Annotated in this window: 28 protein-coding genes; 27 read left to right on the plus strand and 1 reads right to left on the minus strand. The window is 67.8% G+C overall.

What is annotated here, in order from left to right; translation table 11 throughout:
- Positions 1-19: 19 nt before the first annotated feature.
- The 27 genes from rplB to truA all read left to right on the plus strand — a co-directional run bounded on the left by rplB (position 20) and on the right by truA (position 15,501).
- Positions 20-856, plus strand: a complete 837-nt coding sequence (rplB, locus tag AOK18_RS08340) for a 50S ribosomal protein L2 (protein ID WP_055570324.1) — start codon at positions 20-22, stop codon at positions 854-856.
- Positions 857-868: 12 nt separating this feature from the next.
- Positions 869-1,150, plus strand: coding sequence for a 30S ribosomal protein S19 (rpsS, locus tag AOK18_RS08345; RefSeq protein WP_003948639.1), 282 nt, complete (start codon positions 869-871; stop codon positions 1,148-1,150).
- 42 nt (positions 1,151-1,192) lie between these two features.
- Entirely contained in the window at positions 1,193-1,540 is a 348-nt protein-coding gene (gene rplV / locus AOK18_RS08350) for a 50S ribosomal protein L22 (RefSeq protein ID WP_003974262.1), read from the plus strand.
- Entirely contained in the window at positions 1,540-2,367 is an 828-nt protein-coding gene (rpsC, locus tag AOK18_RS08355; RefSeq protein ID WP_055570325.1) for a 30S ribosomal protein S3, read from the plus strand. Before rplV ends, rpsC begins: the two co-directional genes overlap by 1 nt.
- A gap of 5 nt (positions 2,368-2,372) precedes the next feature.
- Positions 2,373-2,792 (plus strand): 50S ribosomal protein L16, encoded by a 420-nt coding sequence (gene rplP, locus AOK18_RS08360; protein WP_004927269.1) that lies wholly within the window; start codon positions 2,373-2,375, stop codon positions 2,790-2,792.
- On the plus strand, positions 2,792-3,016 hold the full coding sequence (rpmC, locus tag AOK18_RS08365) for a 50S ribosomal protein L29 (protein WP_003998824.1): 225 nt from the start codon (positions 2,792-2,794) through the stop codon (positions 3,014-3,016). Before rplP ends, rpmC begins: the two co-directional genes overlap by 1 nt.
- Positions 3,016-3,303 carry a 30S ribosomal protein S17 gene (gene rpsQ / locus AOK18_RS08370; protein ID WP_055570326.1) on the plus strand — a complete coding sequence of 96 codons (288 nt, stop codon included), beginning with the start codon at positions 3,016-3,018 and terminating at the stop codon, positions 3,301-3,303. Before rpmC ends, rpsQ begins: the two co-directional genes overlap by 1 nt.
- Before the next feature lie 136 nt (positions 3,304-3,439).
- Complete coding sequence (gene rplN, locus AOK18_RS08375; protein WP_003992364.1) at positions 3,440-3,808, plus strand: 50S ribosomal protein L14; 369 nt, start codon at positions 3,440-3,442, stop codon at positions 3,806-3,808.
- 2 nt (positions 3,809-3,810) lie between these two features.
- Positions 3,811-4,134, plus strand: a complete 324-nt coding sequence (gene rplX, locus AOK18_RS08380; RefSeq protein ID WP_055570327.1) for a 50S ribosomal protein L24 — start codon at positions 3,811-3,813, stop codon at positions 4,132-4,134.
- On the plus strand, positions 4,134-4,691 hold the full coding sequence (gene rplE, locus AOK18_RS08385) for a 50S ribosomal protein L5 (RefSeq protein WP_042165103.1): 558 nt from the start codon (positions 4,134-4,136) through the stop codon (positions 4,689-4,691). Before rplX ends, rplE begins: the two co-directional genes overlap by 1 nt.
- Positions 4,692-4,696: 5 nt before the next feature.
- Positions 4,697-4,882 (plus strand): type Z 30S ribosomal protein S14, encoded by a 186-nt coding sequence (locus AOK18_RS08390; RefSeq protein WP_003948630.1) that lies wholly within the window; start codon positions 4,697-4,699, stop codon positions 4,880-4,882.
- Positions 4,883-5,119: 237 nt separating this feature from the next.
- Complete coding sequence (rpsH, locus tag AOK18_RS08395; RefSeq protein WP_013001411.1) at positions 5,120-5,518, plus strand: 30S ribosomal protein S8; 399 nt, start codon at positions 5,120-5,122, stop codon at positions 5,516-5,518.
- A 24-nt stretch (positions 5,519-5,542) separates the two neighbouring features.
- Positions 5,543-6,082 carry a 50S ribosomal protein L6 gene (rplF, locus tag AOK18_RS08400; protein WP_055570328.1) on the plus strand — a complete coding sequence of 180 codons (540 nt, stop codon included), beginning with the start codon at positions 5,543-5,545 and terminating at the stop codon, positions 6,080-6,082.
- Positions 6,083-6,085: 3 nt separating this feature from the next.
- Positions 6,086-6,469, plus strand: a complete 384-nt coding sequence (rplR, locus tag AOK18_RS08405; RefSeq protein ID WP_042165110.1) for a 50S ribosomal protein L18 — start codon at positions 6,086-6,088, stop codon at positions 6,467-6,469.
- A gap of 41 nt (positions 6,470-6,510) precedes the next feature.
- On the plus strand, positions 6,511-7,116 hold the full coding sequence (gene rpsE, locus AOK18_RS08410) for a 30S ribosomal protein S5 (RefSeq protein ID WP_055570329.1): 606 nt from the start codon (positions 6,511-6,513) through the stop codon (positions 7,114-7,116).
- 2 nt (positions 7,117-7,118) lie between these two features.
- On the plus strand, positions 7,119-7,301 hold the full coding sequence (gene rpmD, locus AOK18_RS08415; protein WP_042165115.1) for a 50S ribosomal protein L30: 183 nt from the start codon (positions 7,119-7,121) through the stop codon (positions 7,299-7,301).
- Positions 7,302-7,303: 2 nt separating this feature from the next.
- Complete coding sequence (rplO, locus tag AOK18_RS08420) at positions 7,304-7,759, plus strand: 50S ribosomal protein L15 (RefSeq protein WP_055570330.1); 456 nt, start codon at positions 7,304-7,306, stop codon at positions 7,757-7,759.
- A 233-nt stretch (positions 7,760-7,992) separates the two neighbouring features.
- Entirely contained in the window at positions 7,993-9,306 is a 1,314-nt protein-coding gene (gene secY, locus AOK18_RS08425; protein ID WP_055570331.1) for a preprotein translocase subunit SecY, read from the plus strand.
- Entirely contained in the window at positions 9,306-9,959 is a 654-nt protein-coding gene (locus AOK18_RS08430) for an adenylate kinase (RefSeq protein ID WP_055570332.1), read from the plus strand. Before secY ends, AOK18_RS08430 begins: the two co-directional genes overlap by 1 nt.
- Positions 9,960-10,092: 133 nt before the next feature.
- Positions 10,093-10,929 carry a type I methionyl aminopeptidase gene (gene map / locus AOK18_RS08435; RefSeq protein ID WP_055570333.1) on the plus strand — a complete coding sequence of 279 codons (837 nt, stop codon included), beginning with the start codon at positions 10,093-10,095 and terminating at the stop codon, positions 10,927-10,929.
- Between the two features lie 331 nt (positions 10,930-11,260).
- Complete coding sequence (infA, locus tag AOK18_RS08440; RefSeq protein ID WP_003948620.1) at positions 11,261-11,482, plus strand: translation initiation factor IF-1; 222 nt, start codon at positions 11,261-11,263, stop codon at positions 11,480-11,482.
- Between the two features lie 64 nt (positions 11,483-11,546).
- Complete coding sequence (gene rpmJ, locus AOK18_RS08445) at positions 11,547-11,660, plus strand: 50S ribosomal protein L36 (RefSeq protein ID WP_003974245.1); 114 nt, start codon at positions 11,547-11,549, stop codon at positions 11,658-11,660.
- 207 nt (positions 11,661-11,867) lie between these two features.
- Positions 11,868-12,248 carry a 30S ribosomal protein S13 gene (rpsM, locus tag AOK18_RS08450; RefSeq protein WP_031041520.1) on the plus strand — a complete coding sequence of 127 codons (381 nt, stop codon included), beginning with the start codon at positions 11,868-11,870 and terminating at the stop codon, positions 12,246-12,248.
- Positions 12,249-12,313: 65 nt separating this feature from the next.
- Positions 12,314-12,718 (plus strand): 30S ribosomal protein S11, encoded by a 405-nt coding sequence (gene rpsK, locus AOK18_RS08455; protein ID WP_003956432.1) that lies wholly within the window; start codon positions 12,314-12,316, stop codon positions 12,716-12,718.
- 178 nt (positions 12,719-12,896) lie between these two features.
- Positions 12,897-13,919, plus strand: a complete 1,023-nt coding sequence (locus AOK18_RS08460; RefSeq protein ID WP_042165128.1) for a DNA-directed RNA polymerase subunit alpha — start codon at positions 12,897-12,899, stop codon at positions 13,917-13,919.
- A 114-nt stretch (positions 13,920-14,033) separates the two neighbouring features.
- Entirely contained in the window at positions 14,034-14,564 is a 531-nt protein-coding gene (rplQ, locus tag AOK18_RS08465) for a 50S ribosomal protein L17 (protein ID WP_055570334.1), read from the plus strand.
- A gap of 73 nt (positions 14,565-14,637) precedes the next feature.
- Complete coding sequence (gene truA, locus AOK18_RS08470; RefSeq protein WP_055570335.1) at positions 14,638-15,501, plus strand: tRNA pseudouridine(38-40) synthase TruA; 864 nt, start codon at positions 14,638-14,640, stop codon at positions 15,499-15,501.
- Positions 15,502-15,578: 77 nt separating this feature from the next.
- Here the strand turns inward: truA and AOK18_RS08475 are convergent.
- A partial coding sequence (locus tag AOK18_RS08475; RefSeq protein ID WP_055693899.1) for a hypothetical protein occupies positions 15,579-16,346 on the minus strand: 768 nt, incomplete at its 5' end.

Raw genomic sequence — 16,346 nt, forward strand, 5'->3', positions numbered from 1 at the left:
ATCGGACGAGGACTGAGAAATGGGAATCCGCAAGTACAAGCCGACTACGCCGGGCCGTCGTGGCTCCAGCGTCGCCGACTTCGTCGAGGTCACGCGGTCCACGCCGGAGAAGTCGCTGGTCCGTCCCCTGCACAGCAAGGGCGGCCGTAACAACTCAGGTCGTGTGACCGTTCGCCACCAGGGTGGCGGACACAAGCGCGCCTACCGCGTGATCGACTTCCGTCGTCACGACAAGGACGGCGTGCCGGCGAAGGTCGCGCACATCGAGTACGACCCCAACCGCACCGCGCGCATCGCGCTGCTGCACTACGCCGACGGCGAGAAGCGCTACATCCTCGCCCCGCGCAACCTGCAGCAGGGCGACCGCGTCGAGAACGGTCCCGGGGCCGACATCAAGCCGGGCAACAACCTCGCCCTGCGCAACATCCCGGTCGGTACGACGCTGCACGCCATCGAGCTGCGTCCCGGCGGCGGCGCCAAGTTCGCCCGCTCCGCGGGTGCCTCGGTGCAGCTGCTCGCGAAGGAGGGCACCATGGCCCACCTGCGCATGCCCTCCGGTGAGATCCGCCTGGTCGACGTCCGCTGCCGCGCCACCATCGGCGAGGTCGGCAACGCCGAGCAGAGCAACATCAACTGGGGCAAGGCCGGGCGCAAGCGCTGGCTGGGCGTCCGCCCGAGCGTGCGTGGTGTGGTCATGAACCCGGTTGACCACCCGCACGGTGGTGGTGAGGGCCGTACCTCCGGTGGTCGCCACCCGGTGTCCCCGTGGGGCAAGAAGGAAGGCCGTACTCGTTCGCCCAAGAAGGCGTCGAACAAGTACATCGTCCGCCGCCGCAAGACGAACAAGAAGCGCTAGGAGCGGGTTCAGATGCCGCGCAGTCTCAAGAAGGGGCCCTTCGTCGACGACCACCTGATCAAGAAGGTGGATGTCCAGAACGAAGCCGGCACCAAGAACGTCATCAAGACCTGGTCCCGTCGCTCGATGATCGTCCCGGCCATGCTCGGTCACACGATCGCGGTGCACAACGGCAAGACCCACATTCCGGTGTTTGTCACCGAGTCGATGGTCGGCCACAAGCTCGGCGAGTTCTCGCCGACGCGCACCTTCCGGGGTCACGTCAAGGACGACCGGAAGTCGAAGCGCCGCTAACAGCGGGGTGGAATGACCATGACAGACACTGGAAGGACAACCATGGAAGCCAGGGCCCAGGCGCGGTACATCCGCGTTACGCCCATGAAGGCCCGCCGCGTGGTGGACCTTATCCGTGGCATGGATGCCACGGAGGCTCAGGCGGTCCTGCGTTTCGCCCCGCAGGCCGCGAGCGTGCCGGTCGGCAAGGTGCTGGACAGCGCCATCGCCAACGCCGCGCACAACTACGACCACACCGACGCCGACAGCCTCTTCATCTCCGAGGCCTACGTCGACGAGGGCCCGACCCTGAAGCGGTTCCGTCCGCGCGCCCAGGGCCGCGCCTACCGGATCCGCAAGCGGACCAGCCACATCACCGTGGTCGTCAGCAGCAAGGAAGGAACCCGGTAATGGGCCAGAAGGTTAACCCGCATGGGTTCCGGCTCGGTGTCACCACGGACTTCAAGTCCCGGTGGTACGCCGACAAGCTGTACAAGGACTACGTCAAGGAAGACGTCGCCATCCGTCGGATGATGACGTCCGGCATGGAGCGCGCCGGCATCTCGAAGGTGGAGATCGAGCGCACCCGTGACCGTGTGCGGGTGGACATCCACACCGCGCGTCCGGGCATCGTCATCGGCCGCCGTGGCGCCGAGGCCGACCGCATCCGCGGCGACCTCGAGAAGCTCACGGGCAAGCAGGTCCAGCTGAACATCCTCGAGGTCAAGAACCCCGAGACCGATGCCCAGCTGGTCGCCCAGGCCGTTGCCGAGCAGCTCTCCTCCCGCGTCTCCTTCCGCCGTGCCATGCGCAAGAGCATGCAGTCGGCGATGAAGGCCGGCGCCAAGGGCATCAAGATCCAGTGCGGCGGCCGCCTCGGCGGCGCCGAGATGTCCCGCTCGGAGTTCTACCGCGAGGGCCGCGTGCCCCTGCACACGCTCCGCGCGAACGTGGACTACGGCTTCTTCGAGGCCAAGACGACCTTCGGCCGCATCGGCGTGAAGGTCTGGATCTACAAGGGCGACGTCAAGAACATCGCCGAGGTCCGCGCCGAGAACGCCGCTGCCCGCGCCGGCAACCGCCCGGCCCGTGGCGGTGCCGACCGCCCGGCCCGTGGTGGCCGCGGTGGCGAGCGTGGCGGTCGCGGCCGCAAGCCGCAGCAGGCTCCCGCTGCCGAGGCCCCCAAGGCCGACGCTCCGGCTGCCGCTCCGGCTGAGAGCACCGGAACGGAGGCCTGACCGACATGCTGATCCCCCGTAGGGTCAAGCACCGCAAGCAGCACCACCCGAAGCGCCGTGGTCAGGCCAAGGGTGGTACGACGGTCGCGTTCGGCGAGTACGGCATTCAGGCCCTCACGCCGGCGTACGTGACCAACCGCCAGATCGAGGCGGCCCGTATCGCCATGACCCGCCACATCAAGCGTGGCGGCAAGGTCTGGATCAACATCTACCCGGACCGTCCCCTGACGAAGAAGCCTGCCGAGACCCGCATGGGTTCCGGTAAGGGTTCTCCGGAGTGGTGGATCGCGAACGTGCACCCGGGCCGGGTCATGTTCGAGCTGTCCTACCCCAACGAGAAGATCGCCCGTGAGGCGCTGACTCGCGCAGCCCACAAGCTGCCGATGAAGTGCCGGATCGTCAAGCGCGAGGCAGGTGAAGCGTGATGTCGGCCGGTACCAAGGCGTCCGAGCTGCGCGAACTGGGTGACGAGGAGCTTCTGGCGAAGCTCCGCGAAGCCAAGGAAGAGCTGTTCAACCTCCGCTTCCAGGCGGCGACCGGACAGCTCGAGAACCACGGCCGGCTGAAGGCCGTCCGCAAGGACATCGCGCGGATCTACACCCTGATGCGCGAGCGCGAGCTGGGCATCGAGACGGTGGAGAGCGCCTGATGAGCGAGAACAACGTGACTGAGACGAACACCGAGGCCCGGGGCTTCCGCAAGACCCGCGAGGGCATCGTCGTCAGCGACAAGATGGACAAGACCGTCGTCGTCGCCGTCGAGGACCGCAAGAAGCACGCGCTGTACGGGAAGGTCATCCGCAGCACGAGCAAGCTCAAGGCCCACGACGAGCAGAACTCGGCCGGCGTCGGCGACCGTGTCCTCCTGATGGAGACCCGGCCGATGTCCGCGACGAAGCACTGGCGCATCGTCGAGGTCCTCGAGAAGGCCAAGTAGGCAGTTCCCGCAAGGGAATTCCGACTAGTACGCCTGCGAGGCACCCCTCGCAGGACAGTTCCGCCAGGCTCCGGGGACCGCTCGCCCGAACAGACGAGCGGCCCCCGGGGAACCGGCAGACAAACAGGAGATAGACGTGATCCAGCAGGAGTCGCGACTGCGCGTCGCCGACAACACGGGGGCGAAGGAAATCCTTTGCATCCGTGTGCTCGGTGGCTCCGGTCGCCGCTACGCGGGCATCGGTGACGTGATCGTCGCCACCGTCAAGGACGCGATCCCCGGCGGCAACGTGAAGAAGGGTGACGTCATCAAGGCGGTCATCGTTCGCACCGTCAAGGAGCGCCGCCGCCCGGACGGCTCGTACATCCGCTTCGACGAGAACGCCGCCGTCATTCTGAAGAACGACGGCGACCCCCGCGGCACCCGTATCTTCGGCCCGGTCGGCCGAGAGCTGCGCGAGAAGAAGTTCATGAAGATCATCTCCCTCGCGCCGGAGGTGCTGTGAGCATGAAGATCAAGAAGGGTGACCTGGTCCAGGTCGTCACCGGCAAGGACAAGGGCAAGCAGGGCAAGGTCATCGCCGCCTACCCGCGCGAGGACCGCGTCCTGGTCGAGGGCGTCAACCGGGTCAAGAAGCACACCAAGGCAGCTCCGACCGCCCGCGGTTCGCAGGCCGGCGGGATCGTGACCACCGAGGCCCCGATCCACGTCAGCAACGTTCAGCTCGTCGTGGAGAAGGACGGCCAGAAGGTCGTCACCCGCGTCGGCTACCGCTTCGACGACGAAGGCAACAAGATCCGCGTTGCCAAGCGGACGGGTGAGGACATCTGATGACGACCACCACCACTCCGCGTCTGAAGACGAAGTACCGCGAGGAGATCGCGGGCAAGCTGCGCGAGCAGTTCTCCTACGAGAACGTCATGCAGGTTCCCGGCCTCGTCAAGATCGTGGTCAACATGGGTGTGGGCGACGCCGCCCGCGACTCGAAGTTGATGGACGGCGCCGTGCGCGACCTCACCACGATCACCGGTCAGAAGCCGGCCGTCACCAAGGCCCGCAAGTCCATCGCGCAGTTCAAGCTGCGTGAGGGCCAGCCGATCGGTGCCCACGTCACCCTCCGTGGCGACCGCATGTGGGAGTTCCTGGACCGCACCCTGTCGCTCGCGCTGCCGCGCATCCGCGACTTCCGCGGCCTGTCCCCCAAGCAGTTCGACGGCCGTGGCAACTACACCTTCGGTCTCACGGAGCAGGTCATGTTCCACGAGATCGACCAGGACAAGATCGACCGTGTCCGGGGTATGGACATCACCGTGGTCACCACGGCGACCAACGACGAAGAGGGCCGTGCCCTTCTCCGTCACCTCGGCTTCCCGTTCAAGGAGGCGTGAGCGAGATGGCGAAGAAGGCTCTCATCGCGAAGGCTGCTCGCAAGCCCAAGTTCGGAGTGCGCGGCTACACCCGCTGCCAGCGCTGCGGTCGTCCGCACTCCGTGTACCGCAAGTTCGGCCTGTGCCGCGTGTGCCTTCGTGAGATGGCTCACCGTGGCGAGCTGCCGGGCGTGACCAAGAGTTCCTGGTAGACCGGTACTTCCGGACTCCCAGGGCTCTCGGTAAGCAAGGGGAACGGCAGGAGGCCTGCTCCGCATGGCTTAGGCTTGTGGGGTTGGGCACCTGCCGTGCCCGGACGCACGCGGGCCACGCCCGCTAATGTTTGCTTACTACGCCGTAGGTCCACCGCGCCGCACCCGTCCCGTCTCGGATCGGGGAGAGGGATGGCGCACCAGGAAACCACGGCGAGAGAGGCCGAAGGCCAATTCATGACCATGACTGATCCGATCGCAGACATGCTGACTCGTCTGCGGAACGCGAACTCGGCGTACCACGACTCCGTGACGATGCCGGCATCGAAGATCAAGTCTCACATCGCGGAGATCCTCCAGCAGGAGGGCTTCATCACGGGCTGGAAGGTCGAGGACGCCGAGGTCGGCAAGAACCTCGTCCTGGAGCTGAAGTTCGGCCCCAACCGTGAGCGCTCCATCGCGGGCATCAAGCGGATCTCCAAGCCCGGTCTCCGGGTGTACGCGAAGTCCACCTCCCTGCCGAAGGTGCTGGGCGGCCTCGGCGTGGCGATCATCTCCACGTCGCACGGGCTCCTCACCGACAAGCAGGCCGGCAAGAAGGGCGTGGGTGGGGAAGTCCTCGCCTACGTCTGGTAGCAGAAGGGAACGGAGGAAACAGCTATGTCGCGCATCGGCAAGCTCCCCATCGCGGTTCCCGCCGGCGTGGACGTCACCATCGACGGCCGCACGGTCGCGGTCAAGGGCCCGAAGGGCACGCTGACCCACACCGTCGTGGCGCCGATCGAGATCGCCAAGGGCGAGGACGGCGTTCTGAACGTCACCCGCCCCAACGACGAGCGTCAGAACAAGGCCCTCCACGGCCTGTCCCGCACGCTGGTGGCGAACATGATCACCGGCGTGACCCAGGGTTACGTGAAGAAGCTCGAGATCAGTGGTGTCGGTTACCGCGTGCTCGCCAAGGGTTCGAACCTGGAGTTCTCCCTCGGTTACAGCCACCCGATCCTGATCGAGGCCCCCGAGGGCATCACCTTCAAGGTGGAGTCCGCGACCCGTTTCTCGGTCGAGGGCATCGACAAGCAGAAGGTCGGCGAGGTTGCGGCGAACATCCGCAAGCTGCGCAAGCCCGACCCGTACAAGGCCAAGGGCGTCAAGTACGAGGGCGAAGTCATCCGGCGCAAGGTCGGAAAGGCGGGTAAGTAAGCCATGGCATACGGGCAGAAGATCCTCAAGGGCGACGCCTACAAGCGTGCTGCTATCAAGCGTCGTCACATCCGGATCCGCAAGAACGTCTCTGGTACTGCCGAGCGTCCCCGCCTGGTCGTGACCCGCTCCAACCGCCACATCGTGGCGCAGGTGATCGACGACCTGAAGGGCCACACGCTGGCTTCGGCGTCCACGCTGGACGCATCGATCCGCGGCGGCGAGGCCGACAAGTCCTCGCAGGCCAAGCAGGTCGGTGCCCTGGTCGCGGAGCGCGCCAAGGCCGCCGGTGTCGAGGCCGTCGTGTTCGACCGCGGTGGTAACCGGTACGCGGGGCGCATCGCCGCCCTGGCGGACGCCGCCCGCGAAGCCGGACTCAAGTTCTGAGTCGGTTCCGTAGCTAGCGGAAACAGAGAGAGGTAATTCCAATGGCTGGACCCCAGCGCCGCGGTGGCGGTGCCGGTGGCGGCGAGCGGCGGGACCGGAAGGGCCGTGACGGCGGCGCAGCTGCCGCCGAGAAGACCGCATACGTTGAGCGCGTCGTCGCGATCAACCGTGTCGCCAAGGTTGTGAAGGGTGGTCGTCGCTTCAGCTTCACCGCGCTGGTCGTGGTGGGCGACGGTGACGGCACCGTGGGTGTCGGATACGGCAAGGCCAAGGAGGTGCCGGCCGCCATCGCCAAGGGCGTTGAGGAGGCCAAGAAGCACTTCTTCAAGGTCCCCCGCATCCAGGGCACCATCCCGCACCCGATCCAGGGTGAGAAGGCTGCCGGCGTCGTGCTGCTCAAGCCCGCCGCCCCGGGTACCGGTGTGATCGCCGGTGGTCCGGTGCGTGCCGTGCTCGAGTGCGCCGGTATCCACGACATCCTGTCGAAGTCGCTCGGCTCCGACAACGCGATCAACATCGTGCACGCGACCGTCGCGGCCCTCAAGGGCCTGCAGCGTCCCGAGGAGGTCGCGGCCCGCCGCGGTCTGCCGCTCGAGGACGTCGCTCCCGCGGCTCTCCTCCGTGCACGTGCCGGGGCGGGTGCGTAATCATGGCGCAGCTCAGGATCACGCAGGTCAAGTCCTACATCGGCAGCAAGCAGAACCACCGTGACACCCTTCGTTCGCTGGGCCTGAAGAGGCTCAACGACGTGGTCGTCAAGGAGGATCGTCCCGAGTTCCGCGGCATGGTGCACACCGTCCGCCACCTCGTGACGGTCGAGGAGGTCGACTGATCATGGCGGAGCAGAACCCGCTCAAGATCCACAACCTCCGTCCCGCCCCGGGCGCCAAGACCGCCAAGACCCGTGTGGGTCGTGGTGAGGCGTCGAAGGGTAAGACGGCCGGTCGTGGTACGAAGGGCACCAAGGCCCGTTACCAGGTTCCGGAGCGCTTCGAGGGTGGCCAGATGCCCCTTCACATGCGTCTCCCGAAGCTGAAGGGCTTCAAGAACCCGTTCAAGACCGAGTTCCAGGTCGTGAACCTCGACAAGCTGGCCGCGCTCTACCCCGAGGGTGGCGAGGTCACCGTCGAGGGTCTGGTGGCCAAGGGGGCCGTTCGCAAGAACAGCCTCGTCAAGGTCCTCGGCCAGGGCGAGATCTCCGTGGCGCTGCAGGTGACGGTCGACTCCGTCTCCGGCTCCGCCAAGGAGAAGATCACCGCCGCCGGCGGTACCGTCACCGAGCTCGTCTGAACCACTCAGGCGTGCCGATGACATGAGCGATCCCGACCGGGGATACCCCACATATGGGGTATCCCCGGTTGGTCGTTCCTAGGGCGGTGGTCTCGCCGGTAAGGTGGCCTGCACTGCCCACTTTCCCCGGGCGCCCCACACGGGCACTCCGGGCGAAGGTTGACCGTTACGTATTCGTCGAACCTCAAGACCATCACCCTTGACGCAGTTGCGCGGGGGTCGCAGGAGGCACCGTGCTCACCGCGTTCGCCCGGGCGTTCAAGACGCCCGACCTGCGCAAGAAACTGCTGTTCACGCTCGGCATCATCGTGGTGTACCGGATCGGTACGAACATTCCGATCCCCGGCGTCGATTACCGGAACGTGCAGACCTGTATCGATGCGGCCCAGGCCAATCAGGGCCTGTTCGGGCTGGTCAACATGTTCAGCGGCGGCGCGCTGCTGCAGATCACGGTCTTCGCGCTGGGCATCATGCCGTACATCACGGCGAGCATCATTCTGCAGCTGCTGACCGTGGTGATCCCGCGGCTGGAAGCCCTGAAGAAGGAGGGCCAGGCCGGTACCGCGAAGATCACGCAGTACACCCGTTACCTGACGGTGGCGCTCGCCGTCCTGCAGGGCACCGGCCTGGTGGCCACCGCCCGCAGCGGCGCCCTCTTCCAGGGCTGCCCGGTGGCGAGCGAGATCGTCCCCGACCAGTCGATGTTCGTGACCATCACCATGGTCATCACGATGACCGCCGGCACGGCCGCCGTCATGTGGCTCGGTGAGCTGATCACCGACCGCGGCATCGGCAACGGCATGTCGATGCTGATGTTCATCTCGATCGCCGCCACCTTCCCCTCCGCCCTGTGGGCCATCAAGGAGCAGGGCAGCCTGGCGGACGGCTGGATCGAGTTCGGCACGGTCATGCTCGTCGGCCTGGTCATGGTCGGCCTGGTCGTCTTCGTCGAGCAGGCGCAGCGCCGGATTCCCGTGCAGTACGCGAAGCGCATGATCGGCCGCCGTTCCTACGGCGGGACGTCCACCTACATTCCCCTCAAGGTGAACCAGGCGGGTGTCATCCCCGTCATCTTCGCCTCGTCGCTGCTCTACATCCCGGCACTGATCGTCCAGTTCTCCAGCTCCACCGCCGGATGGGCGACGTGGGTCACGAACAACCTGGCCGACACGGGCGCCACGGCGCACATCATTCTTTACTTCTTCTTGATCGTGTTCTTCGCATTCTTCTACGTGGCGATTACCTTCAACCCCGAAGAAGTCGCTGACAACATGAAGAAGTATGGTGGTTTCATCCCGGGCATCCGGGCTGGCCGACCGACCGCTGAGTACCTGAGCTACGTACTCAACCGGATCACCTGGCCGGGTTCGCTGTACTTGGGCCTGATCTCTCTCGTGCCGACGATGGCGTTGGCCGGTTTCGGGGCAAACCAGAACTTCCCGTTCGGCGGGACCAGCATCCTCATCATCGTGGGTGTCGGTCTCGAGACGGTGAGGCAGATCGAGAGCCAGCTCCAGCAGCGCAATTACGAAGGGTTCCTCCGCTGATGCGAATCGTCCTCGTCGGGCCGCCCGGTGCTGGGAAAGGCACGCAGGCCACCCGCCTAGCCGAGAAGCTGAGCATCCCCCACATCTCCACCGGCGATCTGTTCCGCGCCAACATCAGCCGGCAGACCGAGCTGGGCAAGCTGGCGAAGTCCTACATGGACGCGGGCAACCTGGTGCCGGACGAGGTCACCATCGCCATGGCGAAGGACCGCATGGAGCAGCCGGACGCCGAGGCCGGCTTCCTGCTGGACGGCTTCCCGAGGAACGTCTCCCAGGCCGAGGCCCTGGACCGGCTGCTGGAGACCGAGGGCATCACGCTGGACGCGGTGCTCGACCTGGAGGCCCCCGAGGCCGAGGTGGTCAAGCGGATCGCCGGACGGCGGGTCTGCCGCAAGGACTCCAGCCACGTCTTCCACGTGTCGTACAGCAAGCCGGCCAAAGAGGGCGTCTGCGACGTCTGCGGCGGCGAGCTGTACCAGCGGGACGACGACTCCGAGGAGACGGTGCGCACCCGGCTGGAGGTCTACCACACGCAGACCGAGCCGATCATCGACTACTACAAGGCCCAGGGCCTCGTGGTGACGATCGGGGCGATGGGCCCGGTGGACGAGGTCACCGGGCGCGCGCTGGAGGCGCTCAAGCAGGGCCAGTAGCTGTGCCCGTCCGGCCGCGGTTCCCTGCGGGGAGCCGCGGCCGACGTGTGTGCGGGGGAACGGGCGCGGACACCGTCCCCCGTATCGTTGACGGTGTCCGTACTCTCTCCGGTCCAGAAAGGCCGTCGACCTCATGGTGCAGATCAAGACCCCCGAGCAGATCGCCAAGATGCGCGAGGCGGGGCTGGTGGTCGCTGCCATTCACGCGGCCACCCGCGAGGCGGCCGTGCCCGGGGCCACGACGAAGGACCTCGACCAGGTCGCCCGCAAGGTGCTCGCGGAGCACGGCGCGAAGCCCAACTTCCTCGGTTACGGCGGTTTCCCCGCGACGATCTGCACCTCCGTCAACGAGGTCGTCGTCCATGGCATCCCCTCCGACGAGGTCGTCCTCAAGGACGGGGACGTCATCTCCATCGACTGCGGCGCCATCATCGACGGCTGGCACGGCGACGCGGCCTACACGGCCTTCGTCGGGTCCGGGCACGCGCCGGAGCTGGTCGAGCTGTCCCGGGTGACCGAGGAGTCGATGTGGGCCGGCATCGCGGCCATGAAGCCCGGCAACCGGCTGGTCGACATCTCCCGCGCCATCGAGACCTACATCCGCCGGCAGCCGAAGCCCGGCGGCGGGCGCTACGGGATCATCGAGGACTACGGCGGCCACGGCATCGGCACCGAGATGCACATGGACCCGCACCTGCTGAACTACGTCGAGCGCCGCCGGGGCAAGGGGCCCAAGCTGGTCCCGGGCTTCTGCCTGGCCATCGAGCCGATGGTCTCGCTGGGCACGGCGAAGACCCAGGTGCTGGAGGACGACTGGACCGTCATCACGACGGACGGGACCTGGTCCTCGCACTGGGAGCACTCGGTCGCGCTGACGGAGGAGGGCCCGCTGGTGCTGACCGCCCCGGACGGCGGGAAGGCGAAGCTGGCCGAGCACGGCATCACGGCGGCCCCGGACCCGCTCGCCTGAGGAGGGGCTCGGCCCGCCCGAGGGGCCCCGCCCGGAGGGCTCGGCCCGCCCGAGGAGGGCCGCCGGCCCGAGGGGGACCCTCCGTCCGGGGGTCCCCCCGTCGCGGCCACCGCCCGCGGGCCGGTGGGGGCGCCCCGGTGCCGGGCCGAGACTCGCGGAGGCCGACGGGTTAAGGATCTCGTGCGTGGGGCAGACTTTCCCGATTCGTCTTTCCGGGGGCCCTGACGTAGACTGACTCGTCGGCTCTTGTGCACCCGCATGTCTGCATGCACGTCATGCCCGTGCGGCGCACGGCAGAGCCGATCAAGGTAGTCGATTCGAAGGGCGAAGCGTGGCCAAGAAGCAAGGTGCCATCGAGATCGAGGGCACTGTCGTCGAGTCTCTTCCGAACGCCATGTTCAAGGTCGAGCTCCAGAACGGCCACCAGGTTCTGGCACACATCAGCGGCAAGATGCGCATGCACTACATCCGCATCCTCCCTGACGACCGGGTCGTGGTGGAGCTCTCTCCGTACGACCTGACCCGTGGTCGGATCGTCTACCGGTACAAGTGAGCAAGTAGATCTTGCCCCCTCTCCTCGTGGCGCGGGGGCACTGAGCCCGGAGAACTTCAATCCCATGAAGGTCAAGCCGAGCGTCAAGAAGATCTGCGACAAGTGCAGGGTGATCCGCCGTCACGGCCGGGTCATGGTCATCTGCGACAACCCGCGCCACAAGCAGCGCCAGGGCTGAACCGCACGACCCACCCTCTGCGCCTTCCCGCAGAACTTCGCGCGACGCGAGCAGTACACGTTCATACGCAGAGCCCGAGCCCACCGGCTCGACACCCCCGGCTCGGAGGCTGGGGACCCAGTCCGTACCAAATCGTCGGAGCAGGCGAGGACGGCGGCTGGGGGACGGTCCTGTGGAAGACCTCCGACAACAAACTGGAGCCATTGAATGGCACGCGTTTCCGGTGTTGACATCCCGCGCGAAAAGCGCGTGGAGATCGCCCTCACCTATGTGTTCGGCATCGGCCGAACCCTTTCGCAGCAGACGCTGGCCGCTGTCGGCGTCGACCCGAACACCCGCGTTCGCGACCTCTCCGAGGAGCAGCTCGTCGCGATCCGTGAGTTCGTGGACAACAACATCAAGACCGAGGGTGACCTCCGTCGCGAGATCCAGGCCGACATCCGCCGCAAGGTCGAGATCGGCACCTACCAGGGTCTGCGTCACCGTCGCGGTCTGCCCGTCCGCGGTCAGCGCACCAGCACCAACGCGCGTACCCGCAAGGGCCCGCGTCGCGCCATCGCCGGCAAGAAGAAGCCGGGCAAGAAGTAGTCCGCAGCGGACACCTGTCCACGGTCTTCGCTGTAGGACCGACCACCTCCCGTAGGAGTTAGTAGATGCCCCCCAAGGGACGTCAGGGCGCTGCCAAGAAGGTGCGCCGCAAGGAAAAGAAGAACGTCGCTCACGGCCACGCGCACATCAAGAGCACGTTCAACAACACGATCGTCTCCATCACGGACCCGTCCGGCAACGTGATCTCCTGGGCCTCCGCCGGCCACGTCGGCTTCAAGGGCTCCCGGAAGTCCACGCCGTTCGCCGCGCAGATGGCCGCCGAGTCGGCCGCCCGCCGCGCCCAGGAGCACGGCATGCGCAAGGTCGACGTGTTCGTCAAGGGCCCGGGTTCCGGTCGTGAGACCGCCATCCGTTCGCTCCAGGCGACCGGTCTCGAGGTCGGCTCCATCCAGGACGTCACCCCGACCCCGCACAACGGCTGCCGCCCGCCGAAGCGCCGCCGCGTCTGATCCGACGCCGGTGTCGCGTCCGGGTCCTCGACCCGGCGCACGCGGACAGTGATGTTTCGGGCGGTACGTTCCGTATACGGGCCGTACCGCCCGTACCCTTGCAGGGCCCGCACTCCTCATCGGGTGCGGTTTCCGTCGGACGTCAAATAGCGGGCGTCCACGAAAGAAGGATCCACACATGCTGATCGCTCAGCGTCCCTCGTTGACCGAAGAGGTCGTCGACGAGTTCCGGTCCCGGTTCGTGATCGAGCCGCTGGAGCCGGGCTTCGGCTACACCCTCGGCAACTCCCTCCGCCGCACCCTCCTGTCGTCGATCCCCGGTGCCGCCGTCACCAGCATCCGCATCGACGGCGTCCTGCACGAGTTCACCACCGTGCCGGGCGTCAAGGAGGACGTCACCGACCTGATCCTCAACATCAAGCAGCTGGTCGTCTCCTCGGAGCACGACGAGCCCGTGGTGATGTACCTGCGCAAGCAGGGACCGGGTCAGGTCACCGCCGCCGACATCGCGCCCCCGGCCGGTGTCGAGGTGCACAACCCCGACCTCGTCCTCGCCACGCTCAACGGCAAGGGCAAGCTGGAGATGGAGCTGACCGTCGAGCGCGGTCGCGGCTACGTCTCCGCCGTGCAGAACAAGCAGGTGGGCCAGGAGATCGGCCGTATCCCGGTCGACTCCATCTACAGCCCCGTGCTGAAGGTCACGTACAAGGTCGAGGCGACCCGTGTCGAGCAGCGCACCGACTTCGACAAGCTGATCGTCGACGTCGAGACCAAGCAGGCCATGCGTCCGCGTGACGCCATGGCGTCGGCCGGCAAGACCCTGGTCGAGCTGTTCGGTCTGGCCCGCGAGCTCAACATCGACGCCGAGGGCATCGACATGGGCCCGTCCCCGACGGACGCCGCTCTCGCCGCCGATCTGGCGCTGCCGATCGAGGAGCTGGAGCTCACGGTCCGCTCGTACAACTGCCTCAAGCGCGAGGGCATCCACTCCGTGGGTGAACTCGTCGCCCGTTCCGAGGCCGACCTCCTCGACATCCGCAACTTCGGTGCGAAGTCGATCGACGAGGTCAAGGCGAAGCTGGCCGGCATGAGCCTGGCGCTGAAGGACAGCCCGCCCGGATTCGACCCGACCGCCGCCGCGGACGCCTTCGGCGCGGACGACGACGCGGACGCCGGGTTCGTCGAGACCGAGCAGTACTGAGCCCTTTCCGGGGCTTGCCCTCGGGGGAGCCCCGGATCTCCGACAGGCGACCGCCTGCTCGGATACTGACCCCGGTACCTGATACGGCCGGGGCAGACACCTAGGAGAGACATCATGCCGAAGCCCGCCAAGGGTACCCGTATGGGCGGCAGCGCCGCGCACGAGAAGCTCCTCCTCGCGAACCTCGCGAAGGCGCTCTTCGAGCACGGCCGCATCACCACCACCGAGGCGAAGGCGCGCCGTCTGCGCCCGTACGCCGAGCGTCTGGTCACCAAGGCGAAGAAGGGCGACCTTCACAACCGCCGCCAGGTGCTCCAGGTCATCACGGACAAGAGCATCGTGCACACGCTCTTCACCGAGATCGGCCCGCGGTACGAGAACCGCCCGGGTGGTTACACCCGGATCACCAAGATCGGTAACCGTCGTGGCGACAACGCGCCCATGGCCGTCATCGAGCTGGTCGAGGCCCTGACGGTCGCCCAGGAGGCCACCGGTGAGGCCGAGGCCGCGACCAAGCGCGCGGTCAAGGAAGACGCCCTCGCCAAGGACACGGCCGTCGAGGACGCCAAGTCCGAGGACGCGAAGTCCGAGGAGACCAAGGACGAGGCCGCCGAGGCCCCGGCCGAGGAGTCCAAGGACGCCTGAGGCACCGTCTCGCCGAAGCGGGTCCGCCCTTCCCGGGGCGGGCCCGCTTTCGTCTGCCTGAGAGGATCTGCACGTGAGTGACGAAGCACAGCCCGGACACGTCCGCATCCGCCTGGACCTCTCCTACGACGGGGCCGGGTTCTCCGGCTGGGCCAAGCAGGCCGGGGGCCGGCGGACCGTGCAGGGGGAGATCGAGGACGCCCTGCGGACCGTCACGCGGTCCGGCGGGACGACGTACGAGCTGACCGTGGCCGGACGGACCGACGCCGGGGTGCACGCCCGCGGGCAGGTGGCCCACGTCGACCTGCCGGCCGGACTGTGGGAGGAGCACCGGGAGAAGCTGCTCAAGCGGCTCGCGGGACGGCTGGCCCGCGATGTGCGGATCTGGTCCCTGACCGAGGCCCCGCCGGGATTCGACGCCCGCTTCTCCGCGATCTGGCGGCGCTACGCGTACCGCGTCACCGACCACCCGGGCGGGGTGGACCCGCTGCTGCGCGGCCATGTGCTGTGGCACGACTGGCCGCTCGACGTCGACGCCATGAACGAGGCGGCGGGCCGGCTGCTGGGGGAGCACGACTTCGCCGCGTACTGCAAGCGGCGGGAGGGCGCGACGACCATCCGCACGCTCCAGGAGCTGAGCCTGGTGCGCGGTGCGGACGGGGTGATCACGGCGACGGTCCGGGCCGACGCCTTCTGCCACAACATGGTGCGCTCGCTGATCGGGGCGCTGCTGTTCGTCGGCGACGGCCACCGCGCGCCCGACTGGCCGGGCAAGGTGCTGGCGGCGGGCGTACGGGACTCGGCGGTGCACGTCGTGCGCCCGCACGGGCTGACCCTGGAGGAGGTCGGCTATCCGTCCGACGACCTCCTGGCCGCCCGCTCCAAGGAGGCCCGCAACAAGAGGTCGCTGCCGGCCGCGCCGGCCCGGTGCTGCTGATCCCGGGTCCGGTCCGGTGCTGCCGGGTCCGCTCCGGGGCTCCGGGTCCGGCCGGGGCGCCCGGTCCGGCTGCCCGCTCAGTTCCCGGGGCCTTCCTCCGTCCAGGTGGTGAGCAGTCCGGCGAGGGCGTCCACGACCTCCTGGGAGTCGGGTCCCTCGCCGCGGCCGTCCGGGGCGAGTTCCAGGTGCAGGAAGACCGCGTGGTGCTGCTGCGCGGCCTTGCCCTGGACGTTGGTGGTGCCCTCCAGGGGGCAGTGGGCCGACCAGCCCCGGCAGACCCGCAGCCCGTCCTCCTCCAGGCGGTCGGCCAGCACGGACGCCTCGCCGGGCGCGCTCTGCGCGGCACCGCCGGAGAGGATCGCGTCGTAGCGCTTCGCGGAGGACTCGGCGAAGCCGTGCAGCTGGATGCCGGGCACCCCGCGCTTCTGCAGCTCCACGACCATCAGGTGGAAGGCGCTGTCCTCGCGGTGGGCCACGTCCGCGACGCGCTCGCCGTCGCCCGCCCGGCGGTGGGCGCCGGCCAGGACGAGCGCGCCGCCCGGGTTGTCCTCCAGCAGCCGCAGGCCGAGCGACTCGGTCTCCCGGTCGGAGACGGGATGCGGCACCTGGGCGCTCCAGCGGACCGGGGAGTCCGCGTTCAGGTACAGCCGGCCCCACCCCGCGCTCGCGCCCTCGCCGGAGGCGGCGACCTCGTCGTAGCGCCGGCCGGTCGCGGTGTCGGTGAGCCGGGTGACGCGCAGGCCGATCGGGGCGAGGAGGTCGTCCGCCTCCCGCATGTCCCGGTCCAGGAGCCGCCCGATCCCGCGGGCGAGCCGGTCGCGCTGGCCGGCGTCGGGGGGAGTGTA

The sequence above is a fragment of the Streptomyces prasinopilosus genome (genome assembly GCF_001419695.1).
In the GTDB taxonomy this organism is placed as follows: domain Bacteria; phylum Actinomycetota; class Actinomycetes; order Streptomycetales; family Streptomycetaceae; genus Streptomyces; species Streptomyces prasinopilosus.